We start from the raw sequence: 22,508 nt of genomic DNA, 5'->3' as shown, positions 1-22,508 counted from the left end.
GGAATGAAAGGGGCCGCCCGCTCGCGTTTGCGTGGTCGCCTGACCGACCCCTATCTGCGCCGATGCGGGGCGATGCGGTGAGGCGCAGATATGTCGGTCAGCGACCGCGAGCGGGCGGGGGCTTTCTGGCTGTTCACGGCGCGTACTGTGCAATCGGTGAGCGATGCTCTCACCGGGTCGTGTCGGACCATCCATCGATTCACGGCCTCTCCGTCCTAGTCCCGAGGATTCAAACCGTATCCCGACCCAGAAACGGCCATGCAGGCGTTCGCCCCCGGAAGCGTCACCGCGCTGTTCGCGCCCGCCGGAGCGGGCGAGTCGATGGGCGCGAGCTTCGCGGTCGAGGACGGCGTGGTCGCCGACGTGACACCCGCAGAGGAGCGACCCGCGGAGGAGCGACCCGCAGACGAGCGACCCGCAGACGACTCGGTCGTCCTCGTCGAGGGCGACCCGACCGACTTCGAACCGGTCGAACTCGCGCTGGCCGACCTCGGCGTCTCGGCCCGCGTCGACCTCGCTCCCGAGGTGCCCATCGGGTGCGGGTTCGGCGCGAGCGGCGCGGCCACGCTCGCCACCGCGCTCGCCGCGAACGAGGAATTCGACCTCGAACGCTCGCGCGAGGAGTTGGTCGGGGTCGCCCACTGCGCGGAGGTCGAGGCCGGGACCGGCCTCGGCGACGTGTTCGTCCAGGAGATGGGCGGCCTCGTGGTCGGCGACGGCGAGAACCGCTGGCGATTCGAGCGCGATACCCCGGTCGAGTACGCCAGATTCGGCGGTATCGCGACCGAGGGGATGCTGGCCGACGACGACCTCATGGCCCGCATCGAGCGTGCGGGGGTCGCCGCGCTCGACGCCCTCCCAGAGGACCCCGAGATGGCCGACGTGACCCGCGAGGGGTGGCGGTTCGCCGACGAGACCGGCCTGCCGACCCCCGAGGTCCGCGAGACGGTCGCCCGGGCCGAGGACGCTGGCGGGGTCGCCAGCATGGCGATGGTCGGCGAGACCGTCTTCGCGGTCGGCGTGGAGGGCGAACTGCCCGACCGAACGCGGGTCTGCGCCGACGGCGCGGGGCTCTGCTGACGGCCGAGCCTGCGCCGACGGCGCGGCTCACTCCGCGGCGATCACGTCGTCGATGCGGGCGATCATCGTCGCGGCCTCGGTCGCGCTCTCTATCGCCTCGCGCTTGACCGCCGCGGGGTCGAGGACGCCCGCTTCGACGGGGTCGCCGACCTCGCCGTGCTGGCCGGTGGCGATGATGCCCGCGCGGCCCGGGTCCTCCTCGTTGGCCGACCGGAGGTCGACGAGGCCGTCGATGGGGTCCATGCCCGTGTTCGCCGCGAGGGTACGGGGGAGCACGTCGACCGCGTCGGCGAACGCCTCGACCGCGAGCTGTTCGCGTCCCTCGATGCCCGCGGCCGCCTCGCGGACCCGGTCGGCGACCGTGATCTCGGTCGCGCCCGCGCCGGGCACCACGCCGCCTTCGTCGAGCGCCGCGGTCACGACGTCGAGGGCGTCGGCGAGCGCGCGTTCGAGTTCGTCGACGACGTGTTCGGTGCCGCCCCGGACGAGCACCGTGACCGCCTCGGCGGCCGCGCCGCCCTCCACGAACGCGAGGTCCTCGTCGCCGAAGCTCCGGACCCGGACGGCGTCGACCCGGCCGAGGTCGGCGTCTTCGAGGTCGTCGACGTCGCCGGTCCGGCTCGCGCCGGTCGCCGACGCGATGGCGCGGGCCTCGTCGTCGTCCACGTCCTCGAACGCGAGGATGCCCGCGTCGGCGAGGTGGGCGGCCACGCGGTCCTCGACCGACTCGGTGACGAAGGCGACGTCGACGCCCGCGTCGGCGAGCGCGTCGGCGTACCCGCGGAGCTCGCGCTCCTCGGCGTCCATCGCGGCCGTGAGCTGGTCGACGCTCTCGACGCTGTACTCGGCGTCGATCTCGGTCTCGCGCACGCCGAGCTTCTCGTCGACGACCGCGACGGTCGCCTCGGCGACCTCGCGGGGCATGTTGGCGTGGGCGGGCTCGGCGTCGCTGATGACGCCCGCCACGAGCTCGGTCGCCGACGACGAGGAGCCGGTCTGGGTGTGGACCCGCACGTCGTCGCGGGCCACGCCCTCGTCGTCCTCGACGTGGCGGATGGCGTCCACGACGACCTCGGCGAGTCGCTCGGTGGTCACGTCGCCGGTCCCCTTGCCGGTCATGCTGGACTCGGCGACCGTCCGGAGGAGGTCGTCGTCGAGCTCCTCGTCGAGGACGCCGTCGTCGACGGCCTCCAGCGCGATGTCGCGGGCCCGGGCGTACCCCTCCACGATGGTCGTCGGATGCACGTCGTCGTCGAGGAGATCCTCGGCCTTCGAGAGGAGTTCGCCCGCCAGCACCGCCGCGGTCGTGGTGCCGTCGCCGACCTCCTCCTCCTGTGCGGCGGCGACCTCGACGATCATCTGGGCGGCGGGATGCTCGATGTCCATCGTCTCTAGAATGGTCGCGCCGTCGTTCGTGATGGTGACGTCGCCCGTGTCCGAGACGAGCATCTTGTCCATCCCGCGCGGCCCGAGCGTGGTGCGTACCGCCTCGCTGACCGCCTTCCCGGCGGCGATGTTCGATGTCTGGGCGTCCCTGCCTGTGGTTCGCTCGGCGTCGTCGCTCAGGATGAATACCGGTCGTCCTCCCATGCGTCGCTGTCCGGAACTTGCGTCTGCCATATCTATCCCCACGTAGAAGATGTTTGAACTTCTATATAAGCTTTTATCGCTAGTCGGTAACACTCCTCAATCCGACCGGCCCGAACCGAGTCCGGACCCCCAACCGACACTAAAAAATAGGGTAGTTCCGAAATCGGGGGTAATGCTGGAGTTGGAGCACCGGTTTCGGGTGGTGGACGTTCACGCCCGCCTGAACGCCGACGCGGGCGGGGTCCAGACACGCGGTCGGGCCATCAGCCCCGACCGACTGGAGCGGGAGATGCACCAGGCGGGGGTCGTGCGGTCGGTCGTGTTCCCCGGGCCGCGTCCCGAGGGGAGCTACGTGAGCGCGAACAACGCCGTCGCGCGCCGCAGCGTCGACCGCCCGTTCCTCGCGTTCGCCCGCATCGACGGGCCGCGCGACCCGGGCGAGACAGCCTCCTCACGGCTCCGGAATCTGACCGCCCGCAGGCAAGAACACCACACGTCCCCCGAGGACGTCGAACAGTACGCCTACGACGACCGCTTCCACGGATTCAAGCTCGACCCGGTCGAGGACGGGCTTCCCGACGAGGAGACCCTCGACCAACTGGAGGACGTGGACCTGCCGGTGCTCGTCCACGGCGGCGAGGGCTACCCGCCCGCGGCGGTCGCCGACACCCTCCTGTCGCGGTCGTTTCCCGTCGTCCTCGCCCACTTCGGGGGCCACCCGCTGAACCGCGAGTTGATGACCGACGCCATCGACCTGCTGGAGCGCCACGACGAGTGCTACCTCGACACCAGTTACGTCCGCTACCGAGACCTGCTGGAACGGGCGGTGATGGAACACCCCGACCGGGTGCTGTTCGGGAGCGGCGCGCCCAGTTCCCACCCCAACGTCGCGGTGATGGAGATACTCACCCTCGACGTGCCCGAGGACGCGATGCGGAAGGTCTTCGACAAGAACCCGTCCCGCGTCATCGACGGCCTCGCGCGCGACGGAGAGTAGGCGATTACGTGACGCTCCAGTTACCGACTTCTTCGGGCGACCACTGACTCGACTCGGTCTCTAGACGCGCGGTCGCTTCGAGCAACGGTCGCAACCGTTCGACGCCGTCGTCGAGCGCGACCACGCCGCCCTCGCGGTCGTAGTTCACTACGTCGTATTCGTCGAGCTTGGGGAGGTGGGTGTGGGCGAGCGACGCGACCGCGCGGTCGCGGTCGTCGGCGATTCCCGCGGCGACGATGACCTCTGCGAGTTCGTCGACCGTCGCGGGGCCGTCCTCTCGGAGGGCGTAGAGCGCGCATCGTCGATGCGCGCTCGCGAGCAGGTCGCACGAGTCGCCGATCCGCTCGTGAACCACCGGTCGGTCGTTGCCAGCTACCATCGCGTCGTCGTAGGTCGAGCGCTCTCTTAAGCCCGGGTTTCGCTCCCGGCCGTTCCGGGACTTAAAATCACCGTTCGTTTCGACCGTTCCGCGACTCGTCGGCCGCCCGACAGTCGGGTCCATTAACCCGCCCGGGGCCGTATCGAGAGTCATGACCGTCATCGCCGACTTCCGCCTTGAGACGCCCGTCCTCCGGGCGGCGCTCGCCGCGGTCCCGGAGATGGACGTGGTCCTCGAACAGCAGACCTCGCGGGGGTCCAAGCCGTTCGCGCTGACCTTCTGGGCGTCGGGCGGCGACTTCGAGACGTTCGAGTCGGAGCTGGCCGACGACCCCACCGTCTCGGGGTCGCGGCTCCTCGCGGAACTCGACGACGAGCGCCTGTACCAGGTCGAACTGGACGAGGACGGCGAAGAGCTCATGACCTACCACTGCTGGGCCGACCTCGGCGCGGTGTTCCTCTCCGCCGAGCGGGTCGGCGACGGGTGGCGCACCCGAATCCGGTTCCCCGACCGCGAGAGCCTCCGGCGGTACGCCTCCTACTGCGAGGAGAAGGGGCTGACCTTCGACCTCCGGCAGTTGTACGCCGCCGGGGGAGAGGCCGGAGACTCGCTCGGGCTGACCGACCGCCAGTTCGAGACCCTCCGCACCGCGACCGAGATGGGCTACTTCGAGGTGCCCCGGAAGGCCGAACTCGAGGACCTCGCGGCGGTCCTGGGGGTCTCTCGGCAGGCCGTCTCCGAGCGCCTCCGCCGGGCGACCGAGGCGCTGGTCCGCGCGACCATCTCTCTGGACGAACCGGGGGAGTCCGCGGACGACGGGGAAGGGTGACTACTCGCGCCAGTCGTAGCGCTCGACCGCGCGGTCGGCCCGCGCCGACAGGCCGTAGGGGTTTCGCGACTCGGTCCTGTCCTTCGCTCTGGCGAGTAGGCCGTCCTTGTACCCGACGCTCATGTTGGTCACGACGCGCTTGCCGTTCCCGAACCACTCCGACGGGACGCCCTCGCCCCGGGCAACGTCGGCGGCGGTCCCGGCTGCGTCGCAGACCGCGTCCCGGACCGTCCGGCCGAACACGCCCGGACGGGGCCCGTAGTTCTTCACGAGTCGGTAGGCGAGCGCGCGGTACTTCCATCCCCAGTCGCGGTCGTCGTCATCGTCGCCGTCGTTGCGGGTCACGCCCACGTCCGAGGACCACGACACCTCGTGGCCAGCGTTGGCGAGGCGGTGCGCGCAGTCGCGCGCACCGCCGGTCAGCAGGTACTCGTCGAAGCCGTCCATCACCGTGAGGACCTCGCGGTCGAACGCGACGTTGCCCCCGTCGAAGTAGGTCACGTCGCGCCCGCCGATGGTCAGCGACTCCTCGGACTCGGTGGTCATCCCCGCCCGGACCGACCGGTGGACCGGGCCGGTGACCACCGCGGCGTCGTCGAGGTTGCTCCTGACCGCGTCGGCCCACGACTCCTCGACGACCGTGTCCTGACCGACCAGCGCGACGACCTCGCCGGTCGCCTCCGCGATGCCCGCGTTCCGGGCGACGTTGAGTTTCCTGTCGGCGACCTCGACCAGCACGTCCACGTCGTCGCGTTCCCGTACCATCCCGGTGGTTCCGTCGGCGGAGGGGCCGTTGACGATGACCACCTCCGCCTCCGGGGCGCGGGCCGACAGCGCGTCGAGACACGCCGACAGCCGCTCGCGCCCGTTGAGCGTCGGAACCACCACGGATAGCTTCATACCCCGGAATCTGCCGCCCGAGCCTTAAAAGCAGTTCGGCCTCACTTCACGCGGGTGTTCCAGTAGGAGACCGACGCGAGCGGGTCGCCGAGCGGGGAGTCGCCGAACGCCGTGTCGAGCGTTCGGATGGGTCCGGCGACCGTGCCCGGAATCTTGCGGTAGAAACCGTAGGGCAGTATCCAGTCGTGTTCGGCGTCGACCAGTTCGAGGTCGGCACCGTCGAGGAGTCGGTCGACCTCGCTTCGCGAGTACAGCCGCGACCCCATCGGCAACAGCCAGTTGTAGATGCTGCGCGTGCTCGCGGCGTTGAACGTGTCGAACACGACCTGTTCCTTGGCGACCCGGCGCATCTCCGAGAGGAACGCCGCGGGGGTGTCGGCGAGGTGGAAAAAACGCATCGCGAACACGGTGTCGAAGTGGTCGTCGGGGAACGGCAGGCGGGCGGCGTCCCCGCGCATGAACTCCAGGTGGTCGGCGACACCGGCGTCGCGGGCCTTCTTGCGACCCTGCTGGAGCATCGGTGCCGAGATGTCGAGTCCGACGATGTCGGCCCCGCGCTCGGCGAGCATGACCGTGAATCGACCGGTACCGCAGGCTATCTCGAGGATGTTCTTGTCCTCCAGCGGCCCCACGGCGCCGAGGACCGCCCGCTTTTCCCGGCGGTCGATGAGCCGTCCGCCCCGGGAGAACCGCTTGTCCTCGTACTCCTTGGCGACCTCGTCGGCCTGATACCACTCCTCTCCTTTCACGCTTCTCAACTGTTCGTAATCCACCAGGGGATTAAAACGGTACTGGAAGCGCCTCGGGGCCAAGCCCTTTGGGTATCGGTATCGTAGCTCACCCGACGACAGCCATGACGACGTGCAAGGGGTGTGGACGGGAACTCGCCGCCGAGGACCTCGTCCGCCACGAGCGGGGGCGTTTCGTGGTCGTCCACTGCCCGACGTGCAAGTGCACGCTCGGCCGGTACAATCGCCACGGAGACGACCCGAAGACCGACCGACGCCGCGAGTGACCTCACTCGCCGCTCGTTACGACGCGGTCGGGGCGAATCCGAACGATGACGCGCGGGCCGGACTCCTCGCCGTGATGGGGATACTCGTCGACGTCCATGTAGCGGCGCGCGAGTTCGTCGATGTGCTCGACCGCGCCGTCCTCGGTCACCTCCGCGACCTCGCCCCGCACCGAGACGTACCGATAGGGGTCGTCGGGGTCCATCACGCAGACGCCGACCTTCGGGTCGCGCTCGACGTTGCGCTCCTTTTGACGGCCCCGAGCGGTGTTGACCAGCAGGTGGCCCTCCTCGTCGGCGTCTATCCAGACGGGCGTCACCTGCGGCGTCCCGTCGGGCATCAGCGTGGCGAAGCTCGCGAACGTCTCGCGCTCGAACAGGTCGTCGAACTCCTCCGGAATCGCTTCCATGCGTCACGGCTACGAACCCCGACACCTAATTATTGGCGTCCGAACCGACTGTAACGAATAAAACGGGCGATTATATCCAATTAAGGAATTTAAACTGTACAGACATCCATATAGCCAACATTTACCAGTCCCCCTCGAAGTGAATTGGACATGAGCACGACCCCGGACGAGGCCGCCGTCGCCGAGCAGGCCGCAGACGAGTACCGCGAACGCCTCCGCGAACTCCCGCCGAGCGCGAAGCTCGTCGCCAAGGTGCTGGAGACCGAGGCTCCGCTCTCGCAAGGCCAGCTCGCGGAGGAGTCGCTGCTTCCCGACCGCACGGTTCGGTACGCGCTGAACCGCCTCGAAGAGTGCGACCTCGTGGACTCGCGGTACAGCTTCCAGGACGCGCGAAAGCAGGTCTACTTCCTCGACCGCTGACCGGACCCGACCGCCTTTCGAGTCCTTCCGAACGCATCCGCACACGTTTTTCCCCCGGCCGTCAACCCCGTTCCATGGACGTTCGACGGATTCCGGTCCCGACCGAGACGCTCGCGCCCGGCGGGACCACCAACGCCTACGTTCTCGGCCACGAGGACGCCGTCCTCGTGGACCCCGCGGCGCGGACCGACGACCTCGACGCCGCCATCGACGCCCGGGCCGTCGCCCACGTTCTCGCCACCCACGCCCACCCGGACCACGTCGGCGCGGTCGCGCACTACGCCGACGCCCTCGACGCGACCGTCTGGGCGCGAGCGGGCAGGGAGGACCGCTTCGAGCGCGCGACCGGAACCGCGCCCGACCGGACCTTCCGGGAGGGGACGACCGTCGGCCCCGCGACGATAGTCGAGACTCCGGGCCACGCCCCCGACCACGTCGCGCTCGCCGCCGACGGAGCGATGCTGACCGGCGACCTCGTGGTCTCGGAGGGAAGCGTGGTCGTCGGCGCGGACGAGGGCGACCTGCGTGCCTATCTCACCTCGCTCCGGCGACTTCACGCCCGGGACCCCGACCGACTCTATCCGGGCCACGGCCCCGTCATCGACGACCCGCGGGCGACCGCCGAGCGACTGCTTCGGCACCGACTCGACCGCGAGGAGACGGTCGCGGCGGCGGTCCGGGACGGCGCGACCGACCTCGACGAGATACTCGACGCCGCCTACGAGAAGGACCTCTCGGGGGTCCGGGACCTCGCCCGGAGCACGGTCGCCGCCCACCTCGAAAAGTTGGCCGTCGAGGGGAAGGTGGCGTGGGACGGCGAGCGTGCGCGTCCCGTGAATACAGATTAGCGCCCGTCCGACCAACCCACCGCGGGCGGGGGCTTTCTGGGAGTTCTCGTTTGCGTCTCAGTCGTTTCGAAGCGAGCGGGCGGGGGCTTTCTCCCCGTTCTGGGCTCCGAACTCCTCCGTACCGTCTTCGGACCCGAAGTACGCTCTCGAACCCCGATAAACATCCTTTTGCCCGCGAGGACCAACCCCGTAGTGTGCAGAGCCTCGAAGCCGAACTGGAGCGCGCCCGCGACCTCGACACCGACGAACTGGCCGACGCCATCGAGACAATCGGGTTCGAGTGTACTAGATGCGGCGCGTGTTGCAAAGCTGAGGCCGACGACCCGCACACCGCGACCGTCTTTCCGGACGAGGTGCGGGAACTGCAGGACGCGACCGACTACGATTGGCGCGATGTGGCCCGACCGATGCCCTACGGCCTCGACGGCGAGGGCGAGGACGCCGAGGGCGAGACCTTCGAGTGGGCGCTCCAGACCGACGCGTGCGGGGATTGCGCGTTCTACGAGGAGGACGACGACGGAACCGGAGCCTGCTCGGTCCACGCCGACCGGCCGCTCGTCTGCGAGACCTACCCCTTCTCGGTCGCGCTCGGCGGGACGAGCCAGCCGATGGGCGAGGCGGTAGACAGCGTTGCCCTGGAAGGGCAACGAGGAGCCGGTGGAACCGGCGGCGAGGCGGGAATGGTCCGCGCCCACGAGTGCGAGGGGCTGGGTCGAGATATCTCTCGCGACCGCGCGGAGGACCTCGCCGACGCGCTCAAGCGGCGCGCGGTCCGGGAACTGGCGGAGGCCATCGCGGTCCGCGACGAGTACGACCCCGCCTACCCCGACGATGGCGTCGTCGTCCACGACTCGGAGGGCGCAAAGCGCCCGGACGGCTCCGAGTACGAGGGATAGCGAGAGCGGCGGCGAGCGACAGCACCGCTACGAGCAGGCGGGTCTTGGGTGGTCGTCCCGACACGCCGAGAGTTGGCCGCGGTTTCGCACTTAAACATCCGGGTGGTCGGGGCGGCCGCTCCGCGAACGCGGCCAGTCGCCCTTGGTAAAGTTCTTTACGGGTTGACCACTTTGGTCCGAACGGAGGCATATAACCTTGGAGATCTCTGATAAGCTGCTGTGTCTGTTCAGTGCTGATGTGACTATCGAAGACGACAAGTACGTCGTCGAGGTGCCGCGCCGCGAGATCGAGACCGGCTCGGTCGACCCCGGCGAGACGTACCGCGTCGCGCTCATCTCGAACGAGGCCGAGTCCGGCACCGCCGATTCGGGCTCGGAGTCGAAGAGTTCGAGCAGCGGTGGCACACCGTCGGAACCGCAACCCCCCGTCGAGGAGGGCGAGATTCGCTACGTCGAGGTCGAGGACATCGGCAAGCAGGGCGACGGCATCGCCCGCGTCGAGCGCGGCTACGTCATCATCGTCCCCGACGCCGAGATCGGCGAGCGCGTGAAGGTCGAGATCACGGAGGTCAAGTCGAACTTCGCGGTCGGCGAGATCATCGACGAGGACTTCTGAGGACCCGTTACTGCGCTCAGGAATTCGCCTGCGGCGAATTCCTTCGCCGGTGAAGGTCCGGCGGAAAACGCTTCGTGACCCCCTCAGTCGCAGGTCGGTGTGCGAGCACCCTGCCCTGCTCCTTCGGGGCGGGGCGAGAGGTCAGTCGGCGCCCTCGGGCGTCTCCGCAGTGGCGAAGCTCGCGAGGTCCACGCCCACGTCGCCCTCCAGTTCGGCGGGCGAGTCGTAGGGTCGGTTGACGATGACGTTGCCCGCGCGCTGTTTCCCGAGGCCCGGAATCGCGGTGAGTTCGTCCATCGTCGCGCTGTTCACGTCGAGCGGGTAGGGCACGCCCGTGACCGAGCGATAGCCGTGGTCCACGACCGCGACGTCCACCGTCCGGCCGAGTTCGCGCTCGCCCGGAATCCCGACCAGCAGGGGGTAGGTCCCGAGCTGTCGGCCGAACGTCCTCCCGTCCTGATGGTATTCGAGGTGAACGTCCGGGAGGACGGTCCCCGCCGGGGCGAGGCGCTGGAGCATCCGATTGTCTATCTCCTCGCGAACCTCGGTCTTGTACTGCTTGAACAGCTTCTTGTGGTCGTTGGCGATGTCGGCACCCACGTCGCTCATCTCGGTGCCGTCGAACGCCATCACCTGCCGGATGTTGACCCGCCGAAGCATCAGTCCCGCGTCGTACACCCGGTTCAGGAACGCCTTGTTGTGTTCGAAGGTCTCGCGGCGCTCGCCCTTCAGTCCGTGGAGGAGGTTGATTCCCGGCAGGAGTTTGGGGAGGCGATTCGCGGCCTCCGTCCCGTGGGTCGGGGCCTCCTCGCGGTCCTCGCCCGGTCGCCATCCCGCTTCCTCGTTGACGATTCTGACGGCCTCGAAGCACTCGTCGGCGGTGACGTTGAGGTTGTTCTCCTCTTGGACCACGGGGTCTGCCGATTCGAGGCCGAACGCGGCGGTGTCGCCGGGGGTGTTGTGCTCGGCGATGACCCGGATGCCCTCCCGGGCGAGGTCGGGCCACTCGACGACCGTGATGGGGTTCATGTTGTCGAGGTGGAGCGTCCCGAGGTCGGGAGCCACCTCCCGGATTCCCCCGTACAGGTCTCGGAGAGCGTCGGGGTTGGGCTTCTCGCCGTCGCCGCCGTACGCGAGGATGTCGGCCTGTCGACCCAGTCGGAAGTGGGCCACGCCTCGATTCGAGAGCACGTCGACCTCCTCGACCACCGACCGGGGCTCGCGGAACGAGGGATTGCCGTAGAGGGGTTCGGTGCAGAACGAACACCGGTAGGGACACCCCCGGGAGGTCTCCAGTTCGGCGATGAGGTAGTCGGGATGGTTGGGGTGGTGTTCGACCACGAACGCGCCCTTCTCGGCCCAGCGGTCGATCTCGGCGTTGTCGCGCATTCGATTGTTGAACCCCTCCAGCCCGCTGTTCACGAGGTCGTACGCGGCGGCCTCCACGTCGCCTTTCGCCACGAAGTCGAAGTCCAGGTCGTCGCGCTCGGTCTCGGTGGCCCCGGCGTTCTCGTCGCCGACGCCGAACTTGACGGGGCCGCCCATCAGGCTGGTGCCCCCCGCCGTCCACGCCAGTTTGCGCACCTCGTCGGGTTCGGCGGGCGTCCCGCCGACGTACTTGCCGGGGACGGTCATCCCGCCGAGGTAGACGAGCAGGTCGGCCGCCTCCACGTCGCGCCACTTGCCGGAGTCGTCGCGGAGTTCGTCGATGGTGTGGTAGGTGAGGTTGGCCTCGGGGACGCCCGCGTCCACGATGGCCCCGGCGGTGTACCGCGGATACGTCGAGATGTACGGCGGCACGCCGAAGTGGGCCGGTTCGTCGACGTACCCGTCCACGAGGGTCACGTCGAGGGCCGCGAGGTCGGTCATGTGGCCCCCTACCCGCTCGACGGGTAAAACGGTGACTACACTCGGTCGGGGGCGTCAGCGACGCCCCCGACCGCGTTCGAGTGCCCGGCGCTTCGGCCGCCTCGGAGGCGTTCGAGTGTCGAACCGGCGAGACCGGAAACTCGCCGAAGCCCGCGTGTTTATGGTCACTCGGGCGTTAGTTTCGGATATGCCCGCGACGCTCGAAGTGGAGTGTACGAACGACGACTGCGAGCTGGACATGTTCGAGATGCACTACACCTACGACATGCCCGACGACGTCGGCGTCTCGGACTTCCAGTGCCCGTACTGCGCACGAACCGACGCGCTCGAAGCCATCGAACTATGAACGTCCGAAAGCTCGGCCGGTCGGTCGGGAGCGCCGTCCTCCAGCGCGTCGGCCGCGCCGCGAGCAAGGTCCAAGAGTCCAAACCCATCCCGGTGGACCTGCTGGAGAGCGACGACGCCTACCTCGTCGTCTTCGACGCGCCGGGAGCGACCGGCAGCGACGTGCAGGTCCGGTACGCCGAGGGGGCCGTGCTCGTCCGCATCGACCGCTTTCGCGACTACCACGAGGGCTTCGACATGCTGTTCCCGGGCCGGGGGCTCTCGCTCGACGGCCGAGCCGACCTGCCCGCCGACGCGGTCGTGGACGCCGAGGCCGCGACCGCGACCCTGACCGAGCGCGGGTCGCTCGAAGTCCGCGTTCCGAAGCGGGGCGAATCGGTCGAGGCGCAGGACGCCGAATCGGTCGAGGCCTAATTCTCGCTACTCGACCGCCATCCCCTCCACGATGTCGAACTCCTCGTCGCCCTCGAACCGGGTCGGGTCGAACTCCGGCAGGGGGTTCTCGCCGACCACGCACTCGGCGGCGGCCTCCGCGAGCGCCGGGGCGCGCATGAAGCCGTGGCCCTGCCACCCGGCCGCGACGAACAGGCCCTCGCGGAGTCGCCCGAGCAGGGGATCGCGGTCGGGCGTCGCCACGCAGAGGCCCGCCCACGCCTCGCGGGTCGCGCCGAACTCCCCGAGCCTGTGGCCGAGTCGCTCGCGCGTGACCTCGCAGAAGTCGCGGTCGGCGTCGCGTTCCCAGTCGTCGGGGTCGCTCTCGACCTCCTCGGTGCCGTCGCCCGCGAGCAGGCCGTCGGGGTGGGGCCGGAGGTAGTAGCCCGCGGTCGCGTCGTAGGCCATCGGGAGAGCTTCGCGCCTGTCGGCGTCGAATCCGGCGGTCAGGGCCTGCACCCGGTAGGGTTTCAGCGGGACCGGAATCCCGGCCTCGGCGAGCAGGCGCTTGGTGTGGGCACCCGCGGCGACCAGTATCGCGTCGAACGACTCGGTCGCGGCGTCGGTCTCGACGCGAGTGTCCTCCGCGTCGACCCGAGCCTCGACGCCGGTCCGAAGCTCCGCGCCCGCGTCGCTGGCCTTCGCCGCGAGGAGGTCGGCGTAGGTCGCGGGAATCGTACAGCCGGTGTTCTCCGCGACCGCCGCGACGCCGACGTCGTCCCAGTTCACGGCGGGGAACCGCTCGCGGAGTTCCGCGGGGTCGGTCAACGACACGTCACGACCCGCGTCCTGCATCCGGGGCACCTGCTCGCGGATGGCCCGGCCGCGCTTCTCGTCGCCCTCGCGGGCGAACCAGACGTAGGGCGTCTCGCGGAACTCGAAGTCGCCTTCGCCCGAGAACTCCCGGAAGCGCTCGATGGCCCGGTCGCCGACCCTGGCGTCCTCGGGCGCGGCGAACGCGTCGTAGAGGACGCCCGCGGCGCGGCCCGTGCTTCCGCCCGCTATCTCGCCCTTCTCGTAGAGGACGACCTCCGCGCCCCGCTCGGCGAGGTCGTAGGCCGCGGTGACGCCGACCGCGCCGCCGCCGACGATTGCGACCTTCATTCGCGTCCTCCGGGACGGTCGGGTCCGGACCGGCGGTTCGCGGTCGTCGCGCGTCGGGAGTGAGACGTTCGACTCATGCCCGGGTGGAGGGCGGTCGGGCACTTAGCGTTGTGCCCGGCGGAAAAGCGTGAGCGTCTCCGAATCGTTCGATTCGAGCGTTGCTTCGGTCGCGGTCAGTCGGCGCCGCGCGGCGGGATGTGACCGCACCGGGTGCACGACTCGTACTCCGAGTGACGTACCAGATCACCGCGGCACTGTGGGCATTTCATAGGTGGTCTCGCCTAGCGAGTTACCGAGCTTAAGCCTTCCTATAGTACGAATTGGAATCCTATTATTCGATTAAATAAGTATTACTGACAGGCACGAGGACCGCTCGCTACGCGCCCGAGCGGGTCCCCGGCGCGACCACCTCGTTGCGCAGGGTCCCGACGCCCTCGTAGGTGATCTCGACCGTCTCGCCCGGTTCCACGAGTCCGGGGTTGGCCGGACTCCCGAACGCCACCACGTCGCCGGGCCGGAGGGTAAACCGCGCAGAGAGGAACGAGACCACCTCGTGGGGGTCGAACAGCATCAGTTCGGTGTTGGCCTCCTGGCGGCGCTCGCCGCCCACGTCGGTGTGCATGTCGAGGTTCGTCGGGTCCACGTCGGTCTCTATCCACGGCCCGAGCGGTCCCGAGGTGTCGAAGGCCTTGCGCGCGGTCCTGCCCTGCTGGTCGAGCGCGTCCATGTCGTTCAGCACGGTGTAGCCCCGGACCACCTCCGGAACGTCCTCGGGCGCGACGTTCCGACAGCGCTCGCCCACCACGGCCGCGAGTTCGCCCGCGTAGGTGAGTTCGTCGGTGAACTCGGGGTACGGAATCGGTTGCTCGTGGGCCAGAAGCGACGCCGGTGGTTTGACGAAGAAGTCGGGTTCCTCGGGGCGCTCGTACTCCATCTGTTCGAGCGTCTCGGCGTAGTTCCGGCCGACGCAGTACAGCGCCGAGGGCTCGCAAGGGGGAAGCAGTCGGCCGTCGCGGCCCACCTCGTAGCGCCCGTCGGCGGCGTGAACGACGCCGTCGTCGTACTCGCCGCGAACGGGTCCGTCGGGGGTCAGCAGTCGTGCGAGTCGCATACCGCCGGTTCGAAGCGGTTCCGGAAAGGGATACCGACCTCGGGCGAACCTCGGACCGCCGTCGCGCGCCGACCGGACGGCGACGCGGGGCGTCGCCGTCCGGCCGCGTCGAACGCCCGGGACGCGAACGAGCGCGACCTCAGCCGAGGAACTCTCCGATACCGCGGGCGGGGTAGCCGACCACGGTGTCTGCGCCAGCCCCCTTGAGGTCGGCGACCCGCTCGCCGACCTCCGCGGGCGTGCCGACTAGCGCGTAGTCCCCGCTCGCGGCCGAGAGGACCTCGCGGGCGCGACCGGTCGCGGCGGCGTCGGTCGCCGCGCCCTCGGGGAGCGCGCGGGCGACGGGCCCTCTGCGAGCGACGTACCCGCCCACCGCGTCCAGCACCGCGTCCTCGTCGTCCGAGAGGACGGTGGGCGCGTAGACCGCGACCTCGCCGTCGAACCCCGCGGCCCGGAGCGCCCGGAGGTCGCGCTCGGTCGTCCGCGAGAGGAGTTCGAACTGGGTGGCTCCGGTCGCGAGCGCCACGCGCTCGACGCTCTCGGTGCCGACCCACGCGTCGGGGTCGCGCTCGACCGCCGCGCCGAGGCGGGGAGCGACCGCCTTCTTGCGCTCCTCGTCGGTGAGGTAGGCGGCGTGGCCCGCGACCGCGACGCGCCGGACGCCCTCGGGAATCTCGTCGTACAGCGCGTCGTCGCCGAGGGGGTCGAACCCCTCGGCGCGGACGGGCGTGGTCAGGCGGACCTCCGCGTGGCGAGCGAGGTCGGCGAGCAGGTCGGCGTCGGGGAGGTGCTCGCGCCCCTCGTAGTCGATGGCGACCGTCTCGAAGGGCAGGTCGGTCGCGCGGCTCACGTCGCACTCCGCGGGCTTGAGCGCCGCGGCGTCCAGTCCGGTCTCGGCGAGAGTCTCGCCAGTGGTCAGCATGCGCGTACACCTCCAGCAACGTCAGTAACAGCTACTCGTCTACGATTCGTGCGGAACTCGATCCATCGTCTGTGCGACCATGTGAGCGAGCGTACCCGCGGGAGGGTCAAAAGGGTGTCGGCGAGGGGGATTCTTACCGCGCCTTCGTCGCCTCGCGCTCACCTCCCTCTCTGTCGCGCTCACCCCCGGCGCACGTCGGCGTCGGGGTCGACGACCCGGTCTATCTTCTCGGGCGCGCGCCAGTCGGTCGTCAACTCCAGCAACTGGACCAGAATCCGGCCCGTCGCGCCCCACACCGTGTAGCCGTTCACGCGGAAGAAGTGGACGACGGCCTCGCCGTACTGGGGGTGCTCGCGGCGCTCGCTCTCGTAGTTCTCGGGGTCGAGCAGGCCCGAGACCGGTAGAATCGCGATTTCGGCCACCTCGCGCTCGTCGGGGACGTACTCGCGGTCCGGGACGGTCGCGACGTACGGCGTCACCGCGTACCTGCTGGTGGTCCGGATGTCGTCCAATCGACCGACCACGTCGGCCTCCTCGGGCCTCAGCCCGATCTCCTCGTCGGCCTCTCGGAGCGCGGTGTCCCGCAGGTCGGCGTCGCTCGGCTCGCGACCCCCGCCGGGGAAGCTCATCTGTCCGGCGTGCTCGCCGAGGTGGTCTGCGCGCTTGGTGAACAGGAGGTGGTACTCGCCGTCCCGAACCACCACCGGAGCCAGCACCGCCGCGTCGCGGTCCTCGTCGGTCACCTCCCGCGGCGCGTACTCGGCCACGCGACCCAACTCCATACTCCAACGTCGTCCCACGGCGTCTTAATTCGACCGTTACTCGCGGCCGGGGTCGCCCGAATCCGTTCGCGCGACCCCGCGCTCGGCGGTCGGTCGCGTCGGTCACTCGAACGCGCTATCGAGGGTCTCGCGCACCCCACTCGCGTCCACCGGGGCCCACGCTTCGAGGTCGTAGCTCACGTCCAGCAGTTCCTCGGCGCGGTCGGCGTCGCCCGCCGCGGCGGCCGTTCGGGCCTCCTCACGGAGTCGCTCGGCGACCGCCTCGCCGAGGTCCTCGCGGTCGAGGTCGCGGTCGGGCACGTCCAGGATGTGGGGCAGGTCGGGGCCGTTCTCGGGGACGGTCGGGAAGGCGGCGGGACCCGCGACCAGCACGGTCTCGGCCCCGCCCCCGTCGTCGCCCGACTCGTCGGACGCGGTCGCCGCGTCCGACGAGTCGGCGTACTCGGTCTCGACGAGGTGGTAGCCCTCGACCGCGCGGTCGATCTCGCTCGCGACGGCCTCGCGTTCGACCTCGCGGCCCTGCTTGAACGCGAGTTCCACCAGCGCGCGTTCGAGTTCGTCGCGGGTCAGCGCGCCGAACAGGTCCACCACCCCGGCGAGTTCGTCGGTCGTGTCGGCCATCCGTTGTCGGTGTGGGGTTCTCGCGGGGGCTTAGTTGTTCGGGAAGCGCGACGATACGTTGGTGTCCGGGTCGGTCTCGGCAACGGAATCGGGTTCGGATGGGAGGTAGCTACTGCCGTCACCTAGAAGACCGCACAGCACCGCCACCGCCACCGCCACCGCGCCCCGTGCCTCCCCGCGTGCGTCTGCGCTCGCACTGCGAGCGCAGACGCGGCGCATCCCGTGGTACGTCGGGTCTCCGAAAATCGGTGGGATTCGAACCTGCCGCAACGAGAGTTTAAGTACGAAAGCGCGGCCAACCTTGCTCGGACGCTTCGCGCGGTCACGGGCAGATAGCTGGCACCTCGGCCAGCACGGTCGATGACCCCGTGGACCGCCAGTCCGACTAACCCGAAAGGGCTGAGCCAATTCGATAGCGACGCCTACGCGAAGTAGTCGGCCAGCCGCTCGGCGGCCTCCTCGACCCTGGGGCTCACCAGCGCGAACCGAATCCGGTCAGTCCGGGACTCGCCGAACGCTTCGCCGGGCATGCCCGCCACGCCCGCCTCGTCGACGAGTCGCTCGACGTTCGCCAGCGTGCCCGGGAAGTCGGGGAACCGGGCCATCACGTAGAACGCGCCGTCGGGGCTGGAGAACTCCGCGCCCGCGTCGGCCAGCGCGGAGGTGAACGTCTCGACGCGCTCTTCGAGTAGCTCGCGGTTCGCCTCGTAGTACGCCGGGTCGGTGTTCCGGAGGGCGTGGAGGACCGCGTACTGGCCGGGTCGGGTAGTGGCGACGTTGGTCAGCATGTGGCGGGTCTTCGCCACGCCCACGAGGTCCTCGGGGAAGACGGCGTACCCCACCCGGAAGCCCGTGATGGCGAACGTCTTCGAGTAGGAGTTGGTGACGACGCGATGGTCCGAGTCGAACGCCAGCGCCGACGTGAACTCGCCCGAGAAGTCGAAGTGGTCGTACACCTCGTCGCTGACGAGCAGGGCGTCGTTGTCCTCGGCGATGGCGACCAGCTCGCGCATGGTCTCCTCGTCGTAGACCGCGCCGGTGGGGTTGTTCGGCGTGTTGACCACGATGGCGGCGGTCTCCTCGCTCGCGGCCTCGCGCACGTCGGCGGGGTCGAGTGCGCCGTCCTCGGCCGCCGAGACGTACCGCGCGGTCGCACCGAGCATCGTCGTCTTGCCGGGGTAGTACGGATAGACGGGATCGGTGAGGACGAACTCCGTCCCGCGGTCGCGCTCCAGCGCCCGGGCCATCGCGAGGTAGTTAGCTTCGCCGCCGCCGTTCGTCACGACGATCTGGGAGGGGTCGACGTTCCGGCGGTCGGCGATCTCCTCGCGGAGGTCGGCCAGTCCCTCGCTCGGCGGGTACTGGAAGTCACCGCCGCCGAGGTCGGCGTACTCGTGGAGGCCCTCGGCGATGGCGGGCGGCGCGCCCCAGTCGGGGTTGCCGCTCACCATGTCGACGACGTCCCGGTCGGCCTCGGCCGCGTACTGCATCACATGGAAGAACAGCGGCGTGTCGTATTCCATGGGACTATCCTCGCACGCCGTGCAAGTCTTTCTTTCGCAATGCAGGTTCTGACACGTCCGAAACCCATTCCAGTCGGGGCGTCGAACGGGACCCATGACGAACGCAGACCCGCAGGTGGTTCGGGACTACTACGACTACGTCGACGACGAGGACTACGAGTCGCTGTTCGCGCTGTTCGCCGAGGACGTGACCTACGAGCGTCCCGGCCAGTCGGACCTCTCGGGGATGGCGGAGTTCCGCGAGTTCTACCTCGAAGACCGACCGCTCGAAGACGGCGACCACGAGGTCGTCGACCTCGTGGTCGACGGCGACACCGTGGCCGTCCGCGGTCGGTTCGAGGGGGTGCAAAACGGAACCGCGGTGTCGTTCGGCTTCGCCGACTTCCACCGGTTCGACGACGACGGGGACATCGCCGAGCGGTGGACCTACACCGACCGCGACGAGGTCTGAGAGTGTCTTGGGCTCGCGCTGACGCTTCCCCGGACTCGCGGATAGCCGACGAGCGTCTGACGCAACGTTTACTTGCTACGGTGCAATGGCACGCACATGACAAGCCTCGCGGAGGCCTACGAGGAGAACGTCGGCGAGGTCGGGAGCCTCCGGCGGCTCTACCTCGGCGTCGGCCTGTTCGTCGCCGGGGCGCTTCTCGTCGTGGCCGGAATCCTCGTCTCGACGACGAGCGTCCACTCGGTCTTCGGCCTCGAATACTGGCAGGGCCGCGAGATCGCGGGCGTGCTCGCCGGTCTCGGCGTTCCCGCGGTGTTCGTCGGCATCTTCACCGTCCTGCCCGCCAGCCAGCGCGTCCGGGCCGCGGCAGCCATCGGCGCTGGAATCGCGGTGCTGGGGGTCGCGCTGTTCACCCACGCCTACCCCTACAAGTGGACGGGCGCGGGCAACGGGACGAACCTCACGCCCCACGTCGCCGTGGTGTACTTCCTCGGAGTCCTCGTCACCGTCTGGTGTCTGTTCGTCGCGGTCGCCAACTTCAAGACGCGAAACGACCCCGGCGGGACGGTCACCCTCGAACTCACCCGCGAGGGCGAGGTCCGGACCGTCGAGGTCGAGAAGGAGGAGCTGGCGGATTTTGACGGACTCGACGACGTGCAGGCGCTCCGGACCGAACTGGCCGACGCGGCCGACGGGAGCGCCGAGACGCCCCAGACCGGCCTCGGCGGCGTCGCCTTCGTCGGCGACACCCCGGACGGCGAGACGCCGACCCAGACGAACCAGCCCGGCGGGGCATCCGCGACCCGCGGCCCGCGTCCCACCAGCGACGGAGGCACCGCCGCGAACGACATCCGCTCGCCGCTGGACGACGCCGACGCGCCCGCCCGCCCCCGGCAGGGGACCACCGACGCCTACTGCGGCAACTGCCAGCACTTCGACTACGTCCGGACCAACGAGGGCATGAAGCCTCGTTGCGGCTACTACGGACGCGTCATGGACGACATGGACGCGTGCGACGAGTGGGAGCCGAACCGCTAATTCGGGAGGGTCTCCGCGACCGAATCCCAGTGACTCCCCTTCCAGAAGTGCTGTCCGCACTCGGGGCACTTCCACACTCTCGTCTCGTCGCTCGGAGGCGCGTACTCGGGCGTCGAGTCCCCGCGTTCGACCCCGACTAGCCCGGCGTTGCAGTTCGAACACCGCGTCGGCTCCGACAGCGCGAGTTCGAACCCCTCGTCCGAGAGTTCCCGTAGCTGGTCGGTCACGTCCTTCGATTCGAGCAGGAGTCCGGCGTCGCCTGCGCACCGGGCCAGTCCCGCGTCCCGCGTGACCAGCAGTCGATTCTCGGCGCGAGCGAGTTCGAGGAGTCGGTCGTCGGCGTCGCGTCCTCGCGGGTCGTCGGACTCGGTCTGCGCGTCGCTCGCCTCCGCGCTCGACCCCTCGGCGCGCCGCGCCGAGGGGTCGAGCGCGTACGCCGCGTCGTACCCGCACATCCGGAGGTACGTCGAGAGCTTCCCGAGCATCGCGTCGAGCACGAGCGCGGTGTCGGCGGGCGTGCGCCGCGGCGCACGCCCGCCTTCGTCCCCGGATTCGCTGGCCATCTCAGTGCAGGAACTCGCGGACGCCGTCGGCGTCGCGGGCGTTCAGCACGTCGTCGGTCTCGGCCCACCCGCGCCGGGCGGTGTGGACGCCGTACCGGACGTACTCGTACTCGCTCGGGCTGTGGGCGTCGGTGTCGATGGCGATGGTGGCTCCGGCCTCGACGGCCTGCTTGACCGCGGTGTCCCACAGGTCGAGTCGATGGGGGTTGCTGTTGACTTCGAGCGCGGTGTCGTGGTCGGCCGCGGCCCGGGCCACGGCTTCCACGTCGAACTCCAGGCCCGGTCGACTGTTGATGAGTCGGCCGCTCGGGTGGCCCAGCACGTCCACGCTCGGGTGTTCGACCGCCGCGACGAGGCGGTCGGTCGCGTCGCCCTCCAGCCCGCTGTGGGGTGAGGCGACCACGCAGTCGAGGTCGGCGAGCAGGTCGTCGCCGACGCTGATCTCTCCCCCAGCGCCGACGTTGGCCTCGACGCCCGCGAACACCTCGACCGGGAGGTCGTCGGCCAGTTCCCGGACCTCGGCCATCTGCTCGCGGAGCGTCGCGTCGTCGAGTCCCACGCCGCCGACCATCCCCGGACCGGTCGCGTGGTCGGAGACGCAGACGTACTCGTGGCCGAACTCGGCGGCCGCCTCGGCCATCTCCCGGATGGTGTAGCCGCCGTCGGACCACTCGGTGTGGAGGTGGAGGTCGCCCCTGATATCCGCTTCTTCGAGGAGGTCCGGCAGATCGCCCGACTCGGCGGCGGCGATTTCCCCGCGGTCCTCGCGCAACTCGGGGGCCATCCACGGGAGGCCGAGGCCCTCGTACATTCCCTCCTCGGTCTCGCCAGCGACGCGTTCGCCGACGCGCTGGTCTTGGTCGGGGTCCTCCACGTCGCTCACGTCGAACAGGCCGTACTCGTTGACCTTGTAGCCGCGCTCGATGGCGTAGTTGCGCAGGCGGATGTTGTGCTCCTTGCTCCCGGTGAAGTACTGGAGCGCGCTCCCGAACTCCTCGGGCACCACGACCCGGAGGTCGACGCGCTGGCCGTTCGACCGGACGCTGGCCTTGTCGCTGCCGGACTCGATGACCTCGTCGGCCCGGTCCCAGTCGGCGAACGCGTCGACGACCGCCTCGCGGTCGTCGGTCGCGACCAGCACGTCGACGTCGCCGATGGTCTCCCTCCAGCGCCGGAGCGACCCCGCGAGTTCGCAGCGGCCCGCCTCGGGGATGGCCTCGAAGAAGTCGAGCGCGGCCTCCCCGACCGGCCGGGCGTCCCCGAGCAGGTCGCGCTCCTGTGCCTGTCGGGCGAACTCGATGCCGTTCAGGATGTTCTGCTCGGTCTTCTCGCCGTAGCCCGAGACCTCCCGTATCTCGCCCTCGCTGGCGACGCGTTCGAGGTCGTCCAGATTCCGGACGCCGAGTTCGCGGTAGAGGTCACCGACCGTCTTCGGGCCGACCCCCTCGACGCCGGTGAGTTCGGCCATCTCGACCGGGAGTGTCTCGCGTTCCTCGTCCAACTGCTCGAAGGTGCCCGTCTCGACCGCCTCGACGACCTTCTCGGCGATGGAGCTTCCCACGTCGGGAATCTCCTGTACGGCGTCGGTCCCCTCCTCGGCCAGCGACTCCACCGCCCCGGCGTGGTCGCGGATGCTCTCGGCCGCGCGCCGGTAGGCCGTGGGCTTGTACTCGACGTCCCGGGCGTCGAGGAGGTCGGCGTACTCCTCCAGCAGGGCCGCCACCTCGGCGTTCCGTCTCATGCGCGACAGTTCGGGGTCCGGGCTTATAGTGG

26 protein-coding genes are annotated in these 22,508 nt (G+C 69.6%); 12 read left to right on the top strand and 14 right to left on the bottom strand.

All coding sequences use genetic code 11. From position 1 onward, the window contains the following. Window positions 1-258: 258 nt before the first annotated feature. On the top strand, window positions 259-1,080 hold the full coding sequence (locus NGM10_RS04255; RefSeq protein ID WP_253482150.1) for a GHMP family kinase ATP-binding protein: 822 nt from the start codon (window positions 259-261) through the stop codon (window positions 1,078-1,080). 27 nt (window positions 1,081-1,107) lie between these two features. Here NGM10_RS04255 and thsA read toward each other — a convergent pair whose 3' ends face one another. Then, window positions 1,108-2,670 (bottom strand): thermosome subunit alpha, encoded by a 1,563-nt coding sequence (thsA, locus tag NGM10_RS04250; RefSeq protein WP_253482148.1) that lies wholly within the window; start codon window positions 2,668-2,670, stop codon window positions 1,108-1,110. Window positions 2,671-2,842: 172 nt separating this feature from the next. Here thsA and NGM10_RS04245 point away from each other — a divergent pair, with 172 nt between their 5' ends. Next, window positions 2,843-3,667, top strand: a complete 825-nt coding sequence (locus NGM10_RS04245) for an amidohydrolase family protein (protein WP_253482147.1) — start codon at window positions 2,843-2,845, stop codon at window positions 3,665-3,667. 4 nt (window positions 3,668-3,671) lie between these two features. Here NGM10_RS04245 and NGM10_RS04240 read toward each other — a convergent pair whose 3' ends face one another. Next, window positions 3,672-4,169, bottom strand: a complete 498-nt coding sequence (locus NGM10_RS04240) for a DUF7344 domain-containing protein (protein WP_253482145.1) — start codon at window positions 4,167-4,169, stop codon at window positions 3,672-3,674. Between the two features lie 28 nt (window positions 4,170-4,197). Here NGM10_RS04240 and NGM10_RS04235 point away from each other — a divergent pair, with 28 nt between their 5' ends. Continuing rightward, entirely contained in the window at window positions 4,198-4,875 is a 678-nt protein-coding gene (locus NGM10_RS04235) for a helix-turn-helix domain-containing protein (protein WP_253482143.1), read from the top strand. Here the strand turns inward: NGM10_RS04235 and NGM10_RS04230 are convergent, their stop codons facing one another. Both NGM10_RS04230 and NGM10_RS04225 read right to left on the bottom strand, forming a co-directional pair. After that, the gene (locus NGM10_RS04230; RefSeq protein ID WP_253482141.1) at window positions 4,876-5,775 is read right to left on the bottom strand and encodes a glycosyltransferase family 2 protein; all 900 of its coding nucleotides are present in this window, start codon (window positions 5,773-5,775) and stop codon (window positions 4,876-4,878) included. A gap of 41 nt (window positions 5,776-5,816) precedes the next feature. Beyond that, window positions 5,817-6,524: a class I SAM-dependent methyltransferase gene (locus NGM10_RS04225; RefSeq protein WP_253482139.1), complete on the bottom strand. Its 708-nt coding sequence runs from the start codon at window positions 6,522-6,524 to the stop codon at window positions 5,817-5,819. 68 nt (window positions 6,525-6,592) lie between these two features. On the opposite strand from NGM10_RS04225, the gene NGM10_RS04220 reads away from it, so the two are divergent. After that, on the top strand, window positions 6,593-6,790 hold the full coding sequence (locus NGM10_RS04220) for a DUF6510 family protein (protein WP_256504374.1): 198 nt from the start codon (window positions 6,593-6,595) through the stop codon (window positions 6,788-6,790). A gap of 2 nt (window positions 6,791-6,792) precedes the next feature. On the opposite strand, the gene NGM10_RS04215 is transcribed toward NGM10_RS04220, so the two are convergent. Further along, the gene (locus tag NGM10_RS04215) at window positions 6,793-7,197 is read right to left on the bottom strand and encodes a PPOX class F420-dependent oxidoreductase (RefSeq protein WP_253482136.1); all 405 of its coding nucleotides are present in this window, start codon (window positions 7,195-7,197) and stop codon (window positions 6,793-6,795) included. Window positions 7,198-7,347: 150 nt separating this feature from the next. Between NGM10_RS04215 and NGM10_RS04210 the strand changes: the two genes are divergently transcribed. From NGM10_RS04210 to NGM10_RS04195, 4 genes are all read left to right on the top strand, one after another. Beyond that, window positions 7,348-7,617, top strand: coding sequence for a MarR family transcriptional regulator (locus NGM10_RS04210; RefSeq protein WP_253482135.1), 270 nt, complete (start codon window positions 7,348-7,350; stop codon window positions 7,615-7,617). 74 nt (window positions 7,618-7,691) lie between these two features. After that, window positions 7,692-8,465, top strand: a complete 774-nt coding sequence (locus tag NGM10_RS04205) for an MBL fold metallo-hydrolase (RefSeq protein WP_253482133.1) — start codon at window positions 7,692-7,694, stop codon at window positions 8,463-8,465. Between the two features lie 194 nt (window positions 8,466-8,659). Then, window positions 8,660-9,361 carry a YkgJ family cysteine cluster protein gene (locus tag NGM10_RS04200; protein WP_253482131.1) on the top strand — a complete coding sequence of 234 codons (702 nt, stop codon included), beginning with the start codon at window positions 8,660-8,662 and terminating at the stop codon, window positions 9,359-9,361. 196 nt (window positions 9,362-9,557) lie between these two features. Continuing rightward, complete coding sequence (locus tag NGM10_RS04195; protein WP_253482130.1) at window positions 9,558-9,977, top strand: TRAM domain-containing protein; 420 nt, start codon at window positions 9,558-9,560, stop codon at window positions 9,975-9,977. A gap of 141 nt (window positions 9,978-10,118) precedes the next feature. Here the strand turns inward: NGM10_RS04195 and NGM10_RS04190 are convergent, their stop codons facing one another. Then, the gene (locus tag NGM10_RS04190) at window positions 10,119-11,846 is read right to left on the bottom strand and encodes a radical SAM protein (RefSeq protein WP_253482128.1); all 1,728 of its coding nucleotides are present in this window, start codon (window positions 11,844-11,846) and stop codon (window positions 10,119-10,121) included. Window positions 11,847-12,033: 187 nt separating this feature from the next. Between NGM10_RS04190 and NGM10_RS04185 the strand changes: the two genes are divergently transcribed. Continuing rightward, on the top strand, window positions 12,034-12,192 hold the full coding sequence (locus NGM10_RS04185; protein ID WP_253482127.1) for a DUF7559 family protein: 159 nt from the start codon (window positions 12,034-12,036) through the stop codon (window positions 12,190-12,192). After that, window positions 12,189-12,605, top strand: coding sequence for an Hsp20 family protein (locus NGM10_RS04180; protein WP_253482126.1), 417 nt, complete (start codon window positions 12,189-12,191; stop codon window positions 12,603-12,605). Before NGM10_RS04185 ends, NGM10_RS04180 begins: the two co-directional genes overlap by 4 nt. A gap of 6 nt (window positions 12,606-12,611) precedes the next feature. On the opposite strand, the gene NGM10_RS04175 is transcribed toward NGM10_RS04180, so the two are convergent. The 6 genes from NGM10_RS04175 to NGM10_RS04150 all read right to left on the bottom strand — a co-directional run bounded on the left by NGM10_RS04175 (window position 12,612) and on the right by NGM10_RS04150 (window position 18,686). Then, the gene (locus tag NGM10_RS04175; protein ID WP_253482124.1) at window positions 12,612-13,727 is read right to left on the bottom strand and encodes an NAD(P)/FAD-dependent oxidoreductase; all 1,116 of its coding nucleotides are present in this window, start codon (window positions 13,725-13,727) and stop codon (window positions 12,612-12,614) included. A gap of 376 nt (window positions 13,728-14,103) precedes the next feature. Then, complete coding sequence (locus NGM10_RS04170) at window positions 14,104-14,838, bottom strand: fumarylacetoacetate hydrolase family protein (RefSeq protein WP_253482122.1); 735 nt, start codon at window positions 14,836-14,838, stop codon at window positions 14,104-14,106. 139 nt (window positions 14,839-14,977) lie between these two features. Next, window positions 14,978-15,760: a DUF7388 family protein gene (locus NGM10_RS04165; protein ID WP_253482120.1), complete on the bottom strand. Its 783-nt coding sequence runs from the start codon at window positions 15,758-15,760 to the stop codon at window positions 14,978-14,980. 179 nt (window positions 15,761-15,939) lie between these two features. Beyond that, window positions 15,940-16,542: an NUDIX hydrolase gene (locus tag NGM10_RS04160; protein ID WP_253482118.1), complete on the bottom strand. Its 603-nt coding sequence runs from the start codon at window positions 16,540-16,542 to the stop codon at window positions 15,940-15,942. 102 nt (window positions 16,543-16,644) lie between these two features. After that, entirely contained in the window at window positions 16,645-17,163 is a 519-nt protein-coding gene (locus tag NGM10_RS04155) for a DUF7109 family protein (protein ID WP_253482117.1), read from the bottom strand. A gap of 422 nt (window positions 17,164-17,585) precedes the next feature. Continuing rightward, window positions 17,586-18,686 carry a pyridoxal phosphate-dependent aminotransferase gene (locus NGM10_RS04150; RefSeq protein WP_253482115.1) on the bottom strand — a complete coding sequence of 367 codons (1,101 nt, stop codon included), beginning with the start codon at window positions 18,684-18,686 and terminating at the stop codon, window positions 17,586-17,588. Window positions 18,687-18,780: 94 nt separating this feature from the next. Here NGM10_RS04150 and NGM10_RS04145 point away from each other — a divergent pair, with 94 nt between their 5' ends. Together NGM10_RS04145 and NGM10_RS04140 are read left to right on the top strand one after the other, a co-directional pair. Then, window positions 18,781-19,137 carry an ester cyclase gene (locus NGM10_RS04145; protein WP_253482113.1) on the top strand — a complete coding sequence of 119 codons (357 nt, stop codon included), beginning with the start codon at window positions 18,781-18,783 and terminating at the stop codon, window positions 19,135-19,137. Window positions 19,138-19,233: 96 nt separating this feature from the next. Then, complete coding sequence (locus NGM10_RS04140; protein WP_253482111.1) at window positions 19,234-20,172, top strand: cell division protein CdpA domain-containing protein; 939 nt, start codon at window positions 19,234-19,236, stop codon at window positions 20,170-20,172. On the opposite strand, the gene NGM10_RS04135 is transcribed toward NGM10_RS04140, so the two are convergent. Then, window positions 20,169-20,735, bottom strand: a complete 567-nt coding sequence (locus NGM10_RS04135; RefSeq protein WP_253482109.1) for a Mut7-C RNAse domain-containing protein — start codon at window positions 20,733-20,735, stop codon at window positions 20,169-20,171. The genes NGM10_RS04140 and NGM10_RS04135 overlap by 4 nt on opposite strands. Window position 20,736: 1 nt before the next feature. Beyond that, window positions 20,737-22,476, bottom strand: coding sequence for a DNA polymerase/3'-5' exonuclease PolX (polX, locus tag NGM10_RS04130; RefSeq protein WP_253482107.1), 1,740 nt, complete (start codon window positions 22,474-22,476; stop codon window positions 20,737-20,739). Window positions 22,477-22,508 lie beyond the last annotated feature (32 nt).

This window comes from Halorussus salilacus (genome assembly GCF_024138125.1).
GTDB classification, from domain to species: Archaea; Halobacteriota; Halobacteria; order Halobacteriales; family Haladaptataceae; genus Halorussus; species Halorussus salilacus.
Note: the sequence above shows the minus strand (reverse complement) of the source record. Positions and strands in the feature narration are given on the sequence as shown.

Excerpts from the sequence above, each read along its gene's own strand:
- NGM10_RS04140 (WP_253482111.1), top strand. The coding sequence starts at position 19,234 with ATGACAAGCCTCGCGGAGGCCTACGAGGAGAACGTCGGCGAGGTCGGG.
- NGM10_RS04150 (WP_253482115.1), bottom strand. The coding sequence starts at position 18,686 with ATGGAATACGACACGCCGCTGTTCTTCCATGTGATGCAGTACGCGGCC.
- NGM10_RS04145 (WP_253482113.1), top strand. The coding sequence starts at position 18,781 with ATGACGAACGCAGACCCGCAGGTGGTTCGGGACTACTACGACTACGTC.
- NGM10_RS04170 (WP_253482122.1), bottom strand. The coding sequence starts at position 14,838 with ATGCGACTCGCACGACTGCTGACCCCCGACGGACCCGTTCGCGGCGAG.
- NGM10_RS04190 (WP_253482128.1), bottom strand. The coding sequence starts at position 11,846 with ATGACCGACCTCGCGGCCCTCGACGTGACCCTCGTGGACGGGTACGTC.
- thsA (WP_253482148.1), bottom strand. The coding sequence starts at position 2,670 with ATGGGAGGACGACCGGTATTCATCCTGAGCGACGACGCCGAGCGAACC.
- NGM10_RS04165 (WP_253482120.1), bottom strand. The coding sequence starts at position 15,760 with ATGCTGACCACTGGCGAGACTCTCGCCGAGACCGGACTGGACGCCGCG.
- polX (WP_253482107.1), bottom strand. The coding sequence starts at position 22,476 with ATGAGACGGAACGCCGAGGTGGCGGCCCTGCTGGAGGAGTACGCCGAC.
- NGM10_RS04230 (WP_253482141.1), bottom strand. The coding sequence starts at position 5,775 with ATGAAGCTATCCGTGGTGGTTCCGACGCTCAACGGGCGCGAGCGGCTG.
- NGM10_RS04245 (WP_253482147.1), top strand. The coding sequence starts at position 2,843 with ATGCTGGAGTTGGAGCACCGGTTTCGGGTGGTGGACGTTCACGCCCGC.
- NGM10_RS04175 (WP_253482124.1), bottom strand. The coding sequence starts at position 13,727 with ATGAAGGTCGCAATCGTCGGCGGCGGCGCGGTCGGCGTCACCGCGGCC.
- NGM10_RS04180 (WP_253482126.1), top strand. The coding sequence starts at position 12,189 with ATGAACGTCCGAAAGCTCGGCCGGTCGGTCGGGAGCGCCGTCCTCCAG.
- NGM10_RS04135 (WP_253482109.1), bottom strand. The coding sequence starts at position 20,735 with ATGGCCAGCGAATCCGGGGACGAAGGCGGGCGTGCGCCGCGGCGCACG.
- NGM10_RS04185 (WP_253482127.1), top strand. The coding sequence starts at position 12,034 with ATGCCCGCGACGCTCGAAGTGGAGTGTACGAACGACGACTGCGAGCTG.
- NGM10_RS04240 (WP_253482145.1), bottom strand. The coding sequence starts at position 4,169 with ATGGACCCGACTGTCGGGCGGCCGACGAGTCGCGGAACGGTCGAAACG.
- NGM10_RS04255 (WP_253482150.1), top strand. The coding sequence starts at position 259 with ATGCAGGCGTTCGCCCCCGGAAGCGTCACCGCGCTGTTCGCGCCCGCC.
- NGM10_RS04215 (WP_253482136.1), bottom strand. The coding sequence starts at position 7,197 with ATGGAAGCGATTCCGGAGGAGTTCGACGACCTGTTCGAGCGCGAGACG.
- NGM10_RS04235 (WP_253482143.1), top strand. The coding sequence starts at position 4,198 with ATGACCGTCATCGCCGACTTCCGCCTTGAGACGCCCGTCCTCCGGGCG.
- NGM10_RS04155 (WP_253482117.1), bottom strand. The coding sequence starts at position 17,163 with ATGGCCGACACGACCGACGAACTCGCCGGGGTGGTGGACCTGTTCGGC.
- NGM10_RS04205 (WP_253482133.1), top strand. The coding sequence starts at position 7,692 with ATGGACGTTCGACGGATTCCGGTCCCGACCGAGACGCTCGCGCCCGGC.
- NGM10_RS04210 (WP_253482135.1), top strand. The coding sequence starts at position 7,348 with ATGAGCACGACCCCGGACGAGGCCGCCGTCGCCGAGCAGGCCGCAGAC.
- NGM10_RS04160 (WP_253482118.1), bottom strand. The coding sequence starts at position 16,542 with ATGGAGTTGGGTCGCGTGGCCGAGTACGCGCCGCGGGAGGTGACCGAC.